The following is a 15025-nucleotide window of genomic DNA, read 5'->3' as shown; positions in this document are numbered from 1 at the left end:
GGTCAGAGCTTCTCGTAGCAGGGCTTGTCGAGCTTGTAGTCCTTGGCCGTCGGCCCGACGAAGTAGTCCTTGACCAGCGGGACATCGGTGGTGCCGTTCCCGGTGGCGGGGCTGTAGACCAGCGACTGGCGGAACTGTCCGTCGACGCCGGCGGCGTAGTTGCCGGCGCCGTCGGGCAGCATGCCCTCGTAGTCGACCTTGGTCAGGGACTTGGCCGCCTTGACCAGGCCGGCGCGGGTGAGGTCGCCGTCGGCCTGCGCCTTCTTGAGCGCGGCGAGCAGCGGGTAGGACCAGACCCAGCCGGACGTGTAGCCGTCGTTCGGCGTGACCGACGAGCCCAGCGCCTCACGCATGGCCTTGTGGCCGGGCGTGTCGCTGGAGAACGTCTTCCACGGCCCGGTCTGCAGGTACAGCGCCTTGAGCGCCGGGGCGGCCGGGCTCTGCAGCAGGCCCGGGTTCCACGACGGGCTGGTGCCGATGAACTTGCCGGTGAAGCCGCGCTGGGCGGCGCCGCCGACGACCGCGGCGGTGTCGGCCGGCCCGGTGGTGATGATGACCAGGTCGGGCTTCTGGGTGACGATCGCGGTGACCGCGCCGGCCTGCTTGTCGGTGCCGGAGTCGGTCTTCACGTCGATGAACGTCATGCCGTTCTTCTCGGCGGCGATCTTGGCGCCGGCGGCGGCGTCGTCGCCGTAGTCACCCGCCAGGTGCACGGCCATGACGGTCTTGGGCTTGAAGGCGTCCTTGGCGTAGTCGACGGCGTTCATCGACTCGAAGCAGTAGTTCGCGCCGGACTCGAGGATGTTGTCCTCGAACGCGTACGCCGACGTCCACGCGGCCGGTGCGGCCAGGACGTTGTTCTGCTTCATGTCGGGCAGGATGGCGGCCGTGGTCGGCGAGCCCAGCGACTGCGCGAGGGCCAGGATCTTGCCCTTGATCTCCTGGTACACCTCGTTGTGGGTCTGCGGGTTGTACTTGTTGTCCCGCACGTAGGTCTCGGCGTCCACGTCGTAGCCGCCGATGCCGCCCTGCGTGTTGACCCGCTTCCAGAACGCCTTCTGGGACTCGGTGATCGGCACGGCGAGCGCGTGGAACGGCCCGACGGTCAGGTCGGAGATGATGCCGAGGTAGATGCAGCCGCGGTCCTTGTGCTCGGACTTCGGGCACGGCTCCTTGGTGATGCCGGTGTCGGTCTTGACCCCACCGGCGCCGGCGTTCTGGGCGTCGCTGTTGTCCTCGCCGCGACAGGCTGTGAGCCCGACCGCGAGCACCGCGGCCAGGGTGAGGGCACCCAACCTTTTCATGCAAGCTCCTTAATACGAGAACGGCCAGGCTTTCCAGTAGTTGCGAAGGCGTATCCAAATGCCGAACAACCCTCGCGGCTCGAAGATCAGGAAGACGATGATCAGTACGCCGTAGAGCACGGTCTCGAGTTGATAGGCGTTCGGCGACTCCGACGGGGACGAGCTGATGAACGGCAGGAACGACGGGAGCTCCCGGGTCAGCCGCGGCAGCAGCGTGATCAGGAAGGCGCCCAGGACCGCGCCGCTGACGGTGCCGGCGCCGCCGATGAGGATCATGGCGATGTACTGGACCGACAGCAGCAGGTCGAACGAGGTCGGGTCGAAGTAGCCGGCCCCGACGTAGAGCAGCGCACCGGCACAGCCGGCGTAGAACGACGACACCCCGAAGGCCACCGTCTTGTACCGGGCGAGGTTCACCCCGATCACGCCGGCCGCGATGTCGCGGTCCCGGATGGCGGTGAGCGCCCGGCCGACCCGCGAGCGGGCCAGGTTGCGGGCGGCCAGCGCGCCGAGCAGCAGCAGGACCAGCATCAGGAGGTACAACTTCTGGTCCCTCGTCAAAAAGGCGTCCGAGGTGTTGAGGTCGTAGCCCAGCAGCGAGGGCGCCGGGGGCTGCCGGCCGACGCCGGGCCCGCCGGTCAGCTCGGACCAGCCGTTGATGATGTGCCCGCCGATGAAGACCAGCCCGAGCGTGACCACGGCCAGGTAGAGCCCGCGCAGCCGGGTGGCCAGCGGCGCCACCAGCATCCCGGCGAGCGCGGCGACCAGGCCGGCGGCGGGCAGCCAGACCAGGATCTCGGTGATCCCGAAGCCGATCGTGCGCCCGTCCGGGTCGCCGGCCAGCGCGGCCGCCGTGTAGGCCCCGATGGCCAGGAAGAACGCGTGGCCGAGCGAGACCTGCCCGGCCAGGCCGGTGACGATGTTGAGGCCGAGCGCGCCGAGCGCCGTCACGCAGGCCAGGGCGAGCAGCTGCAGGATGTCGTCCTGGACCAGGAACGGCATGGCGAGGGCCACGAGCAGACCCAGAAGGACGAAGGAACGCTGCACGGTACTGCCAAAAAGCGCGACATCCTGCCCGTAGGCGGTGTGCAGCAGCGGACGGTTCCTCATACGCGCGTGACCTCCCGGGTCCCGAACAGGCCATAGGGGCGCACCAGCAGGACGAGCAGCATGACGACGTACGGCGTCACGATCGAGAAGTTGCCGCCGAGCCAGGTGAGGTGGCCCTGGTAGGTCGCGGTGACCTCCTGCACCACGCCGACCACGATCCCGCCGATGACCGCGCCGGGCAGTGAGTCCAGCCCGCCGAGGATGATCACCGGCAGGGCCGTCAGCGCGACCAGCCACAGCGACTCGCTCACGCTGCCGCCGACCGCCGCGAACGTGCCGGCCACCGCCGCGAGGGCCCCGGCCAGGGCCCACGACATCGCGAAGACCGAGCCGACGCTGACGCCCTGGGCGAGCGCCGCCTCCTGGTCGTAGGCGGCGGCCCGCATCGCCAGGCCCGTGCGGGTGTACCGGAAGAACGCGAACAGGCCCGCGATGAGCACGGCGGTGGTGAGCACCATGGCCACGTGCCGCTGCTCGACGATGATCCCGCCGGGCAGCTTGAACACCTTCAGGCCCCACGGGTCGCCGACGTGGCGGACGTCGAGGCCGATGAAGGCGTTGTCGGCGACCCGCACGGCGACGTCGATGCCGAGCGTGATGATGGCGACGGTGAACACCGGCCGGCCGATCATCGGGCGGACCGCCAGCCGCTCGACGCCCAGCGCCAGGCCGCCGGTGGCCGCGGCCGCCACGATGAGGGCGAGGAAGAAGCCGAGCGGGCCGACGAGGTAGGTCACCAGGACCGCCCCGGCCAGCATGAACGACGGCTGGGCGAAGGAGATCACCCGGGTCGCCTTGTAGATGATCACGAAGCCGAGGCCCAGCAGCGCGTACACGCTCCCGGTGCCGATGCCCCGCAGCACGCTCTCGAGCAGATCCTTCACGCGGGACTCCGGTACATCTCGTCGACCTCGGCGCGGAAGGCGTCGGCGACCGCGGCGCGGCGGACCTTCTGCGTGGCGGTCAGTTCTCCGGTCTCGTGGTCGAGCTCCTTGGGCAGCATCCGGAACGTCTTGAGCTGCTCCACCGGCGCGCGGCCGGCGTTGACCTCGTCGACGATGCCGCGCACGAGGGCCACCACCTCCGCCTTGCCGGACAGGTCGCGGTAGGTGGTGTAGGCCAGGCCGCGGCGCTGGGCCCAGTCGCCGACGGTCTCCAGCTCGATGCCGACCAGCGCGGTGAGGTACGCCCGGCGGTCGCCGACGACCACCGCCTCCTTGATGTACGGCGAGGCCTTGAGCGCGTTCTCCAGCTCGCTGGGCGCGATGTTCTTGCCGCCCGCGGTGATGATGATGTCCTTGGCGCGGTCGGTGATGCGCAGGTACGTGCCCTCCAGCACGCCGACGTCGCCGGTGCGCAGCCAGCCGTCGGCGGTGAGCGCCTCGGCGGTGGCCGCGGGGTCCTGGAAATACCCGGCGAAGGTCCCCGCGTGCCTGGTCTGGATCTCGCCGTCGTCGGCCACCCGCACCTCGACGCCGGGCTGGGCCTCGCCGACGGTGCCGAGCCGGATGCGCCCCGGCCGGTTGCCGGTGGCGATGGCGGCGTTCTCCGTCATGCCGTACACCTCGTGCATCGGCACCCCGATGCCCATGAAGAACCGCAGCACCTCGGGCGCGACCGGGGCCGCCCCGCTGGCCGCGTAGCGCACGTGCCGCAGCCCGATCCGCTCCCGCAGCGCGCGGTAGCAGCACAGCCAGCCCAGGGCGTAGCGCAGCCGGCTGCCGAGGGTGTGCCGCCCGCCGTTGGCCGCGAGGGTCGCCCCGATGCCGTCGGCGACCCGCAGCCACAGGCGGCCGTTGGCGCGCTTGAGCCGCGACGCGCCGGCGATCCGCGTGGTGACGCCGGCCAGCATCTTCTCCCAGATCCGCGGGACGCCGAACAGGATCGTCGGCTGTACCTCGCGCAGATCGGCCTGCACCGTGGCGATCGACTCGCCGAAGTGCACGACCACGCCGCTGGCCGCGCCCAGCCAGACGGTGAACACGCGCTCGGCCACGTGGCACAGCGGCAGGTACGACAGCGCCGAGTCGCGCGGGCCCGGCGGCGGGTCGGTGAGCGCGCCGTCGCCGCGCAGCACGCCGATGGCGAAGTCCACATTGGACACCGTCAGCATCGCGCCCTTGGGCCGCCCGGTCGTGCCGGAGGTGTAGACGAGCGCCGCCAGGTCCTCCGGCTCGTCGGCGAGCTCCAGCTCGGGCCGGTCGCCGTGGTTGGCCTCCACGAGCATCTCGTCGAAGGACAGCAGAGCCTCGTGTTGGTACCGGTTGCGAATGCCCTTGGGATCCAGGTACACGATCCGCCGGAGCTGCGGGCAGTCCCCCAGCACCGCCAGGGCCTTGTCCACCTGCTCCTGGTCCTCGGCGATGAGCACCTTGGCGCCGGAGTGCGCGAGCAGGTAGCCGATGTCGCCGGCCGGGCTGGTCGGGTAGAGCCCGACGGTCGCGGCCCGCAGCGCCACCGTGGCGACGTCGGCGAACAGCCACTCGGGCCGGTTCTCGGAGAGGATCGCGACCCGGTCGCCGGGGCCGACGCCGAGGCCGCGCAGGGCGTGCGCGACGGACTGGGCGGTGTCCCAGTACTGCCGCCAGGTGATCTCCCGCCAGATGCCGCGGTGCTTCTCCCGCATCGCGACGGCGTCGGGGTTGTCGTGCGCCCGGTCGCGCACCAGCGTGGCGATGGTCATGCGGTCATCCCCTCGGCGACGCCTGTCTCGCCCAGGTAGGCGCGGATCACGTCCGGGTTCTGCTGGACCTCGCCGGGCGTGCCGCAGGCGACCGGCACGCCGAAGTCGACCACCAGCACCCGGTCGGCGAGGTCCATCACCAGGCCCATGTCGTGCTCGACGAGGATCATCGGGATGCCCAGCTCCTCGCGGATGTCGAGGATGTACCGCGCCATGTCCTCGGTCTCCTCGAGGTTCATCCCGGCCACCGGCTCGTCGAGCAGCAGCAGCCGCGGCTCCATGGCCAGGGCGCGGCCGAGCTCGACCCGCTTCTGCACGCCGTAGGGCAGCAGCCCGACCGGCATCCGGCGCCACTGGGCCAGCTCGAGGAAGTCGACGATCTCCTCGACCCGGGCCCGGTTCTGAAGCTCCTCGCGCCGGGCCCGGCCGAGCCAGGCGATGGCGGCGAGCGTGCCGTAGCGCATGTGGTGGTGCCGGCCGAGCATGAGGTTCTCGACGACGGTGAGCTGCCGGAACAGCTCGACGTTCTGGAAGGTCCGCGCGACGCCCAGCCGGGCCACCTTGTCCGGCCGCAGCCCGGTGATGTCGACGTCGTCGAGCAGGACGCGGCCCTGCTGCGGGCGGTACACCCCGGAAATGACGTTGAAGATGGACGTCTTGCCGGCGCCGTTGGGCCCGATCACCGCGAACAGCTCGTCGGCCCCGACCGTGAAGTCGACCCCGTCGATCGCCTTGACGCCCGCGAAGCTGAGTTTCACGTCGGAGAACCGCAGCACATCGCTCATGAGAGCCACCGCTTCCGGCGCTTGTAGTGCTTCACGTCGCGGAAGGAGTGGGCGGCGTGCGAGCCGAGGTAGAACTCGCGGATGTCGTCGTCGGCGAGCAGCTCGGCGGCCGGCTTGTCCAGCACGACCTTGCCGTTCTCCAGCACGTACCCGTGCTCCGCCACCGACAGCGCCATGGTCGCGTTCTGCTCGACCAGCAGTACCGCCGTCCCGGCCTTGTTGATCTCGACGATCAGGTCGCGCACCTGCTCGACCAGGCGCGGGGCCAGGCCCAGGCTCGGCTCGTCGAGCAGCAGGTAGGACGGGTCGGACATGAGCGCCCGGCCCATCGCGAGCATCTGCTGCTCGCCCCCCGACAGGTACCCCGCGATCGAGCCGCGCCGCTCCTTGAGCACCGGGAACAGCGTGTACATGCGCTCCATGGCCTCGGCCACCCCGCGGCGGCGGGTGTGCGCGCCGAGGCGCAGGTTCTCCTCCACGGTCAGCTCGGCGAACGTGCGCCGGCCCTCCATGACCTGGCTGATCCCGCGGCGGACCACGGCGGCGGGCCGCAGCCGGTGGATCGGGCGGTCGCCGAGGGTCACCGAACCCCGGGTGACGGCGCCGTCGTGCACGCCGAGCAGCCCGGACAGCGCCCGCAGCAGGGTGGTCTTCCCGGCGCCGTTCGCCCCGAGCAGGGCGACGATCCGACCTTCCGGGACGGCGAGGCTGACGCCCCGTAAGACCAGCATCACATCGTCGTAGACCACTTCGAGGTTCTGGACCCGTAGCACGTGCGGACCCCCGGAACTATTTGCACCGTCGGTGTATGAAGTTACGTGTATTTAACCGTGCCTCTGTACAAAATCAAGTCCCGAATTCGTAACCGTCCGGCACCAAAGTCACGGATTGGCACGAGGCTCCAACCGGCAGTAATCCGGACATTCGGAACATTAGATATCGAGCGGGGCGCGCGCCTTCCGCCCGGCCGGTGATCACGTTAAGTTAGGCGCTGGCCTGCTCGGCAGTCCGCCGTCCACCCCGGATGGCGCCGGGCAAGCGCCGCCGAATCGACGCCGTGCGAGCCCACCCCTCGGGCGCGCACATCGAACCGGGGACCCACTTCGTTGGGGTGAATCCGCGACGCCGCGGTAGGGCGCTATCTCTTCCCGCCCGAACCCGTCAGCTAACCCGGTAGGCGGTAGGTGCAGAAGGGTCTTCCCTTGTCCACTGGACATCGTGCCCGCCGGTCGGTGCTGCGGACTCTGGCGATCGGGTTCATCTCGCTCGCGGTGCTCGCACCCGCCACGGTCGCACACGCCGACCCGTCGCTGTCCGAGATCGAGGCCCAGCTCGACAAGCAGAACAAGGACCTCGAGGCCACGATCGAGAACTGGAACAAGCTCAACATCGACATGGCCGACTCGCAGGCGAAGGCGGCCGACCTCGAGAAGAACCTAACCGCGGCCAACGAAGGCGTCTCCCAGATCGCCATCGAGGCCTTCAAGACCAACGGCAGCATGCGCAACATCAACATCATGCTGTCCGCCACGTCGTCGGGCTCGCTGATGGACCAGATGACGATGCTGCAGCAGGTCACGCGGGCGCAGCAGAAGAGCATCAGCGACTACAAGAACGCCAAGACGCAGCTGGACCAGACGATCGCGGCCCAGAACACGCAGAAGGCCGACTTCGAGAACCAGCGCAAGAAGATCGAGGGCGACGTCAAGAAGCTCGAAGATCTGCAGAAGAAGGCCAAGAACGCCGGGAGCACCAAGGTCACCGGCGCGAACTACAACCCGGGCACCCTGCCCGCCGTCTCGGGCAATGCCGGCGCCGCGGTGAACTACGCCAAGAGCAAGCTCGGCAAGCCCTACGTGTACGGCGCCGGCGGTCCCAACTCGTTCGACTGCTCGGGCCTGACGATGGCGGCATGGGCGGCCGCGGGCGTGAGCCTGCCGCACAACGCCGCGAGCCAATGGAGCAAGGTGGCCCACATTCCGCGCAGTTCGCTGGCGCCGGGCGACCTCGTCTTCTACAACGGCCTCGGCCACGTCGGCATCTACGTCGGCAACGACACGATCATCCATGCGCCGCACACCGGTGATGTGGTGCGGTACGCGTCGGTCAGCGTCGACAGCATCTACGGGTACGGCCGCGTCAAGGGCTGACCCCCAGGCACGTCCCGAGGGCCCGCGGATCGAGACCGATCCGCGGGCCTTCATCATTGGGGGCATGGCCTCCTGGGACCCGCAGCAGTACGAGCGCTTCGCCGAGGAGCGCGCCCGGCCGTTCCGCGAGCTCGTCGCCCGCATCCCCACCACGTCCGCGGTCGCCGTCGTCGACCTGGGCTGCGGCCCCGGCACGATGACCGCCACGCTCGCCGAGCGCTGGCCCGACGCGGCGGTCCTGGGCCTGGACTCCTCGCCGTCGATGATCGCGGCGGCGAACGAGCACCGGACCGCCCAGGTCACCTTCCAGCTCGCCGACGCGGCCCAGTGGCGCCCCCAGCGCGGCTCCCTGGACGTCATCGTGGCCAACGCCTCGCTGCAGTGGGTCGACGACCACGAGACGCTCCTGCCGCGCTGGGCGGCCGCCCTCGACGACGGCGGGACGCTCGCCTTCCAGGTGCCGGTCCCCTCGTTCGACCCGGGCCTGGCCGGCGTGGCCGCGCGGGAGCGGTGGGCGCCGCTGCTGGCCGGCGCGGCGGGCTCGACCGGGCCGCGGGCGGCCAGCCCGGTGCTCGACGGGGCGGAGTACGTGCGGTTACTCTCCGCAGCCGGACTCACCGTCGACGCGTGGCAGACGACCTACTTCCACGTGCTGCCGGGCGACGATCCGGTCTTCGAGTGGTTCAAGGGCACCGGCCTGCGGCCCTACCTCGACGCGCTGTCCGGGAGCGACCTCGAGGAGTTCACCGCCGACGTCAGGAGCGAACTGCGGCAGCGGTACCCCCGTGAGCCGTTCGGCACGCTCCTGCCCTTCCCGCGCCTGTTCGTGGTCGCACATCGGGCATGATCCGCGTCGGGTGGTGTACACCGCGGCTTGATCGCGATTCCTAGGCTGGCGCGTGTGAGCAAAACCTGGAAGATCATTCTTTTCAGCGCGATCGGCGTCCTCGTCCTCTGTTGCGGCGGCGGCGCGGCCGGGCTGTTCTTCATCGTCGACAAGTCCACCAAGGCGCCCAAGGCCGCGGCCGGTGACTTCCTGACCGCACTGGAGGGCGGGAAGACCCAGACGGCGTACGACCTGCTCTGCGGCGACACGCAGGCGCAGTACGGCCCGGAGACGTTCGAGGCCTATGTGCAGCGGAACCCGCCGAGCGCGCACGACTTCAGCTGGGGCGGCTCCTACAGCAACCAGAACGGTACCGAGACCGCATCGATCTCGGCCGAGGTCACCTTCAAGAGCGGCAAGGCCAAGCACTCCTTCGAGATGCTGAAGGAAGGCGGCGCGTGGAAGGTGTGCGGCGACCCGTACTAGGCCACGCTTCAGGTGCATGCGAAAGCCCCGGGTCGGCATCGACCCGGGGCTTCTTGTCGTTGTGGGGGTTGGTTATGCGGCCTGGAGGCCCTCCGCGCGGGCCAGCTCGCGGAGCCGGCCGAGCGCCTGGATCTCGAGCTGGCGGATGCGCTCGCGGGAGAGCGAGAACCGGGTCGCCACCTCGGTCAGCGAGTGCTCGCGGCCGTCCTCGAGGCCGTAGCGGGCCCGCATGATGCCGGCCGAACGGTCGTCGAGGTGGTTGAGCAGGCCCTCGATGCGCTGACGCTCCAGCGCGGCCAGGACCACGTCCTCCGGCGACGGGGCGTCGGAGTCCGCGACCAGGTCGCCGAGGTTGGTGTCGCCGTCGTCACCCACGGGGGTGTCGAGCGACACGGTGTCCTGCGACCAGCGCATGAGCTCGTGCACCCGCTCGACGGGCACCCCGAGCGCCGTGGCCAGCTGCTCCGGCTCCGGCTCGTTGCCCAGCTCACGGGTGAGCTGCCGCGCGACGTTGCGCATGCGGTTGACGTCCTCGACGAGGTGCACCGGGAGCCGGACCGTGCGCTCCTGCTGCGCGATCGCCCGGCTGATCGCCTGGCGGATCCACCACGTCGCGTACGTCGAGAACTTGTAGCCACGCACGTAGTCGAACTTCTCGACCGCCCGCACGAGGCCGGTGTTGCCCTCCTGGATGAGGTCGAGCATCGGCATGCCGGACCGCACGTAGCGCCGCGCGATCGACACGACCAGCCGCAGGTTGGCCCGGATGAACCGGTCCTTCGCCCGCTCGCCGTCGGCCACCAGCCGGTGCAGCTCATCGGCCGTCACGCCATCGGGAATCTCGTCGCTGTCGAGCAGGTGCTCCGCATAGAGCCCCGCCTCGACCGCCTTGGACAGCTCGACCTCTGAAGCGGCGTCGAGCAGCGGCGTGCGGGAGATCTCATGCAGGTACACGCCGACCAGGTCACGCTCCTCGGCGCCTGTGTCGGGTCGCATCTCCACTTTCACGTTCTCCACCTTCGGGCCCCTCCCCGCTCCATCCTTCGCCTTCCCCGTTTCACCCTGCTAAAACGGGTGCCCCCCGGGTATGCCCCCTACACAACAGTCAAAGCGCCTTCCGAATTCCGCCCGCGGGGGCGATTCGGTGACGACCCCTGAGAGTTGCACCACTTACCTAGACGCTCGGGAGACTGCTCCGGTTCGCTTCGGTTGCAACAAGTGATACGTGCTCTACCTGCCCGTCAGACGCCTGAATTCGCTGTGAGTTCCCTGGGAACGCCCGCGCCGGGGACGTTCGGTGCCGCTTGGGCACGGTTGTTCATCGGCAACTGTCGGCGGTGCGACAGGCTTTCCGGGAAGCGAGCGGGGGTGATGCTCACCGCTCATGCCATTCCCGCAACAACTGAGCTTCCTCGTCGATACCCAGTCCGTTCTTCGGATCGATGTGGGATGCGTCACGAATTGCTTCCAGGGTCGCCCGGACGGTCGCCGCGAGGGGCCTGGTCGCGAGCCCCGCCTCCACCGAAGGGCCCACGTCCCGGCTCATATGGCCGGCGTACTCCGGCAGCGGCAGCCAGAACGGCAGCGACCGCGGCCCGCTCCACGGCGCTACCCCGTGCTCGAGCAGAAAATCCTGCGCGACCCAGGTGAGTTCCTGCGGCACCCCGACCCCCTCGGCGAACCCGGCGTGGAACTCGGCCCGCGTCATCGGCGCCCCGATCCCGTCGTACGCCCCGGCCAGCCCGTTCCCCGCCGCGGCGATGATCCAGCCGGCCAGGTCGCGCACGTCCACCAGCTGCACCGCCTCGTCCGGCCCGCCGGGCGCCAGCACCTCGCCACCCCGCTCCGCGCGCCGCACCCAGTACTCGAACCGGTACGTGGGGTCCTCCGGCCCGACGATCATGCCCGCCCGCAGCAGGAACGTCCGATCGGCGCCGAACCCGGCGGCGGCCAGCTCCTCACACGCCACCTTGCACCGCCCGTACGCCTCGGCATCGGACCACGGGTCCGCCTCGAAGTCGGCCGGCAGCAACGGCGCCGTGGCCGGGGTCTGTCCCGGGGTCACCGCGTCGGCATAGGCGGAGCAGCTGGAGACGAGCGTGTAGTGCCCGACCCGCCCGGCCAGCTCGTCGACGGCGTGCCGCACGTGCCGCGGATGCCGGGCCACGTCAACAACGGCGTCAAAGCTCCCCTGAAGCCCGTGCAGCCCCCCGGCCCGGTCCCGATCGACCTTGACGAACTCGACGCCGTCGACGGGCTCTCCGGACTCCCCACGGGCGGCGCAGACGACGTCGTGGCCGGCTTCGAGCGCCTGCCGGGCCACGGCCCGGCCGAGGAACACGGTCCCACCCAGTACGAGAATTCTCATCCGCCGATGATTCGCTGCTCCGGCGGTGTGGACGACCCCGTTTCGCCGATGGCGGATCCGCTGTGAGACGAAATGTCGGGCGCTTCGCTTGCCCGACATTTCGGACTTATACCCCGACAGGCGATATGCCGGGAACCGGGCAGTGGGCGGTGTGGAGAACTGCGCGTTTCAGTCGGAACGGCAGAAAATCCCCAGAAGGGCGGCGATTCAGGCGCGATGCGAAGACGGCGGTCGATGCGGCCGGGTCTTGTGAATCACGAACGCGAAGAGCGCGCAAGCCGCCGTCACCACCGCGGCCACCGCCAGCCACAGCGACCAGTGCCGGTCCGAAGGCGGCGCCGCGGGCATCGCACCATCCACTGTGGACGGCTGCTCGACCGGCGCCGGCGACGCCCCGTCGACCGGTTCGAAGGCCCAGATCCGCAGGAAGTCGATCTGGAACTCGGCGGGCAGTGGCGTCGACGAGCTCGGCGTCCCCGCCCGGTCCCCCGTCGTCACCGCGAAGCCGAACCAGCGCGGCTCGGTCGACGCGGCCGCGTCCTGCCAGACCGGCGCGCCGTCGACGGCGAGCCTGAAGCCGGACGGGTCCCACTCGATGAGGTACGTGTGCCAGTCGCGGTACGAACCCTTGAGCACCTCGGACTTCGAGGACGTCCCGTCGGCGTTGGTGACCACGGCCTGCTCCGCGCCCGGCTTGGCCATGATCTCCAGCTGGGAGTCGTGCTTGCCCGCCGCGCGGTCCACCGGGCGCAGCAGGGCCATCGAGTCGATGCCCGCCCCGACCGGGACGCGCGCCTTGAACTCGTAGCGGCCGAACTGCTGGGCGGAGCCGACGCAGCGCAGCTCGCCGGTGACGAAGGGCTTGCCGCCGTACGTGCGGCGGTGCAGGGCCAGGCTCAGGTGCCCGTCGGCGACCGTGACGGCCTCGGGGCGGAAGTAGCTCGCCTGCGCACCCTCCGGGGCGCCGTCGTAGGCCGAGCAGCCGGTGGGCAGCCGGCCGGGGTCGTCGAAGGAGTTGGAGAAGATCCGGCGCCAGCCGACGGGATCGGCCGCGTTCACCCGTTCGGGGAAGATCAACCCACCGAGCGCGGCCGATGCGACGACGACCAGAACGGCCGAGAACCGCCTCATCATGGTGACCGCCTCCGTACGCGCGGTGTACCTTCCGGGCCCGAACGTACTAGATACCTACGGGTACCGCACGGTCGCGCAGTGTGTATTGCCCGTTCGGACAGCCCGTTCCGGCGAACCCTCGCCTTTACCCGTAGGACATTTACCCGACGGCAAGTCCCGCTCGCGCCCGATCGATGCGTTCGACAAGGATGTCGATCGACGCATGTTTCCCTTCTCCAAGGAGAGATCATGGCCCAGCCAAGCGCCCGCGGCTGGCGGATCGCGCAGCACCTCGCGGTGCCCGCACTCGCCTTAGCGGTCGTCGCACTGCTGCCCCTGGCCAAGACGGGCGGCTCGCAGGCAGCGGACCAGTGGACGCCACTGACCCCGGCCAAAGTCTCGTTCACCCAGAAGACCGGGCCGACGACGACCGCGCAGCTGCTCGGCTTCAACGACTTCCACGGCAACATCGACCCGCCGACCGGCAGTGGCGGGCTCGTCAACGGCGTCCCCGCCGGTGGCTCCGAGTACCTCAGCACCTACCTGACCAAGCTGCGCAACGACGCCAAGAAGGCCGGCGTCAAGAACAGCGACACGGTCGTCGCCGGTGACAACATCGGCGCCTCGCCGCTGGTGAGCGCCGCGTTCCACGACGAGCCGGCGATCGAGGTCCTCAACGCGATGGGCGTCGACTTCGCGTCCGTGGGCAACCACGAGTTCGACGAGGGCGTCACCGAGCTCTACCGGATGCAGTTCGGCGGTTGCCACCCGACCGACGGCTGCCAGGACGGCGACGGGTTCGCGGGGGCCAAGTTCCCGTACCTCGCCGCCAACGTCACCCAGAAGTCGAACGGCCTGCCGATCCTGCTGCCGTTCACCATCCGCTTCTACGACGGCGTGCCGGTCGCGTTCGTCGGCATGACGCTCGAGGGCACCCCCGGCATCGTCAACCCGGCCGGCATCAAGAACGTCGACTTCCACGACGAGGTCGAGACGGCGAACAAGTACGCCACCATCCTGGGCTGGCTCGGCATCAAGTCGATGGTCCTGGTGGTGCACGAGGGCGGTCTGCAGAGCAGCCCGCCGGCCCCGCTGGACCCGTCCGGCTGCGCCAACTTCGCCGGCCCGATCACCGACATCACCAAGGGCCTCAACCCGGCCTACGGCGTCGTCGTCTCCGGCCACACCCACCGCTTCTACAGCTGCGAGCTGCCGAACTCCTCGGGCCAGAACTCGCTGGTGACGAGCGCGGGCTCGTTCGGCGTGCTGGTCAGCGACATCCGCATCACGCTGGACAAGAAGACGCGCAAGTTCGTCGACGCGTCGGCCACCAACGTGATCGTGGACAACGGCGTCAAGAACGCCGACGGGACGTACCAGAAGGACGCGGCCGGCAACTTCGTCCGCAACCCGGCGATGGTGGACCCGAAGGTCAAGAAGATCGCCGACAAGTACCGCACGGCGGTCGCCCCGCTCGCGAACAAGGTCGTCGGCAGCATCACCGCCGACATCACCACCACCCAGGTGCCCTCCGGTGAGACGCCGCTCGGCGACGTCATCGCCGACGCCCAGCTGGCCTACACCAAGGCCTCGGCGGGCGCCCAGATCGCGTTCATGAACCCGGGCGGCATCCGGGCCTCGCTCACCTACGCCAACTCCCCCGGCGGCGAGGCGCCCGGCCAGGTCACGTACGGCGAGGCGTTCACCGTCCAGCCGTTCAACAACCTGGTCGTCACCCAGTCCTTCACCGGCGCGCAGCTCAAGGACGTCCTCGAGCAGCAGTTCGTCGGCTTCCAGGGCCAGTCCGTCCAGCGCATGCTGCAGGTGTCGGCCGGCTTCACGTACCAGATCAGCGCTTCGGCTCCTGCTGGTTCGAAGATCAGCAACATCCAGCTCAACGGCGTGGCGATCGACCCGGCGGCCACCTACAAGGTGACCACGAACGACTTCCTGGCCAACGGCGGCGACGGGTTCCTGAACCTCGCGAAGGGCACCGGCCGCGTCACCGCGCCCGGCTTCGACGTCGACGCCCTCACGTCCTACCTGGGCACCGGACCCATCGCTCCCGGCCCGGCCAACCGCTACACCCTCATCGCCTAGCGAAGAGCCTGATCAATACTCGTCCGGGCGGGCGGCGGGTTTTCTCGCCGCCCGCCCACACGTATGCTCGGCGCACAACGACCAAGGTCGAGGAGTGTTG

At 69.7% G+C, this 15025-nt stretch carries 13 protein-coding genes and 1 riboswitch; of the genes, 4 read left to right on the top strand and 9 right to left on the bottom strand.

Annotated features, from left to right (window positions below):
• Positions 1 to 2 precede the first annotated feature (2 nt).
• Genes ACQPZ4_RS05710 through ACQPZ4_RS05685 form a run of 6 tightly spaced genes read right to left on the bottom strand, consistent with a single transcriptional unit; the run spans position 3 to position 6613 of the window.
• The gene (locus ACQPZ4_RS05710; protein ID WP_433056841.1) at positions 3 to 1304 is read right to left on the bottom strand and encodes an ABC transporter substrate-binding protein; all 1302 of its coding nucleotides are present in this window, start codon (positions 1302 to 1304) and stop codon (positions 3 to 5) included.
• Positions 1305 to 1313: 9 nt separating this feature from the next.
• Positions 1314 to 2414, bottom strand: coding sequence for a branched-chain amino acid ABC transporter permease (locus ACQPZ4_RS05705; RefSeq protein ID WP_433056839.1), 1101 nt, complete (start codon positions 2412 to 2414; stop codon positions 1314 to 1316).
• The gene (locus ACQPZ4_RS05700; protein ID WP_433056837.1) at positions 2411 to 3298 is read right to left on the bottom strand and encodes a branched-chain amino acid ABC transporter permease; all 888 of its coding nucleotides are present in this window, start codon (positions 3296 to 3298) and stop codon (positions 2411 to 2413) included. The genes ACQPZ4_RS05705 and ACQPZ4_RS05700 overlap by 4 nt, the downstream gene beginning before the upstream one ends.
• Positions 3295 to 5097, bottom strand: a complete 1803-nt coding sequence (locus tag ACQPZ4_RS05695) for an AMP-dependent synthetase/ligase (protein WP_433056835.1) — start codon at positions 5095 to 5097, stop codon at positions 3295 to 3297. Before ACQPZ4_RS05695 ends, ACQPZ4_RS05700 begins: the two co-directional genes overlap by 4 nt.
• A complete protein-coding gene (locus ACQPZ4_RS05690; RefSeq protein WP_433056833.1) occupies positions 5094 to 5882 on the bottom strand; it encodes an ABC transporter ATP-binding protein in 789 nt (262 codons plus the stop codon). Before ACQPZ4_RS05690 ends, ACQPZ4_RS05695 begins: the two co-directional genes overlap by 4 nt.
• A complete protein-coding gene (locus ACQPZ4_RS05685) occupies positions 5879 to 6613 on the bottom strand; it encodes an ABC transporter ATP-binding protein (RefSeq protein ID WP_433056831.1) in 735 nt (244 codons plus the stop codon). The genes ACQPZ4_RS05690 and ACQPZ4_RS05685 overlap by 4 nt, the downstream gene beginning before the upstream one ends.
• 305 nt (positions 6614 to 6918) lie before the next feature.
• A riboswitch (cyclic di-AMP (ydaO/yuaA leader) is annotated at positions 6919 to 7077 on the top strand.
• Between the two features lie 37 nt (positions 7078 to 7114).
• Between ACQPZ4_RS05685 and ACQPZ4_RS05680 the strand changes: the two genes are divergently transcribed.
• From ACQPZ4_RS05680 to ACQPZ4_RS05670, 3 genes are all read left to right on the top strand, one after another.
• Positions 7115 to 8032 carry an NlpC/P60 family protein gene (locus tag ACQPZ4_RS05680; protein WP_433056829.1) on the top strand — a complete coding sequence of 306 codons (918 nt, stop codon included), beginning with the start codon at positions 7115 to 7117 and terminating at the stop codon, positions 8030 to 8032.
• 64 nt (positions 8033 to 8096) lie between these two features.
• Entirely contained in the window at positions 8097 to 8879 is a 783-nt protein-coding gene (locus tag ACQPZ4_RS05675) for a methyltransferase domain-containing protein (protein WP_433056827.1), read from the top strand.
• Between the two features lie 54 nt (positions 8880 to 8933).
• Entirely contained in the window at positions 8934 to 9344 is a 411-nt protein-coding gene (locus tag ACQPZ4_RS05670) for an Rv0361 family membrane protein (protein WP_433056825.1), read from the top strand.
• 72 nt (positions 9345 to 9416) lie between these two features.
• Here the strand turns inward: ACQPZ4_RS05670 and ACQPZ4_RS05665 are convergent, their stop codons facing one another.
• The 3 genes from ACQPZ4_RS05665 to ACQPZ4_RS05655 form a co-directional block, all read right to left on the bottom strand.
• The gene (locus ACQPZ4_RS05665; protein WP_433056823.1) at positions 9417 to 10340 is read right to left on the bottom strand and encodes a sigma-70 family RNA polymerase sigma factor; all 924 of its coding nucleotides are present in this window, start codon (positions 10338 to 10340) and stop codon (positions 9417 to 9419) included.
• Positions 10341 to 10719: 379 nt separating this feature from the next.
• On the bottom strand, positions 10720 to 11712 hold the full coding sequence (locus tag ACQPZ4_RS05660; protein WP_433056821.1) for an NAD-dependent epimerase/dehydratase family protein: 993 nt from the start codon (positions 11710 to 11712) through the stop codon (positions 10720 to 10722).
• 207 nt (positions 11713 to 11919) lie between these two features.
• The gene (locus ACQPZ4_RS05655; RefSeq protein ID WP_433056819.1) at positions 11920 to 12846 is read right to left on the bottom strand and encodes a glycoside hydrolase family 16 protein; all 927 of its coding nucleotides are present in this window, start codon (positions 12844 to 12846) and stop codon (positions 11920 to 11922) included.
• Between the two features lie 228 nt (positions 12847 to 13074).
• On the opposite strand from ACQPZ4_RS05655, the gene ACQPZ4_RS05650 reads away from it, so the two are divergent.
• The gene (locus ACQPZ4_RS05650; protein WP_433056817.1) at positions 13075 to 14925 is read left to right on the top strand and encodes a bifunctional metallophosphatase/5'-nucleotidase; all 1851 of its coding nucleotides are present in this window, start codon (positions 13075 to 13077) and stop codon (positions 14923 to 14925) included.
• Positions 14926 to 15025: the final 100 nt, after the last annotated feature.

The organism is Dactylosporangium sp. CS-033363, assembly GCF_050942475.1.
GTDB lineage: Bacteria > Actinomycetota > Actinomycetes > Mycobacteriales > Micromonosporaceae > Dactylosporangium.
This window is presented reverse-complemented; position numbering and strand designations above follow the sequence as displayed.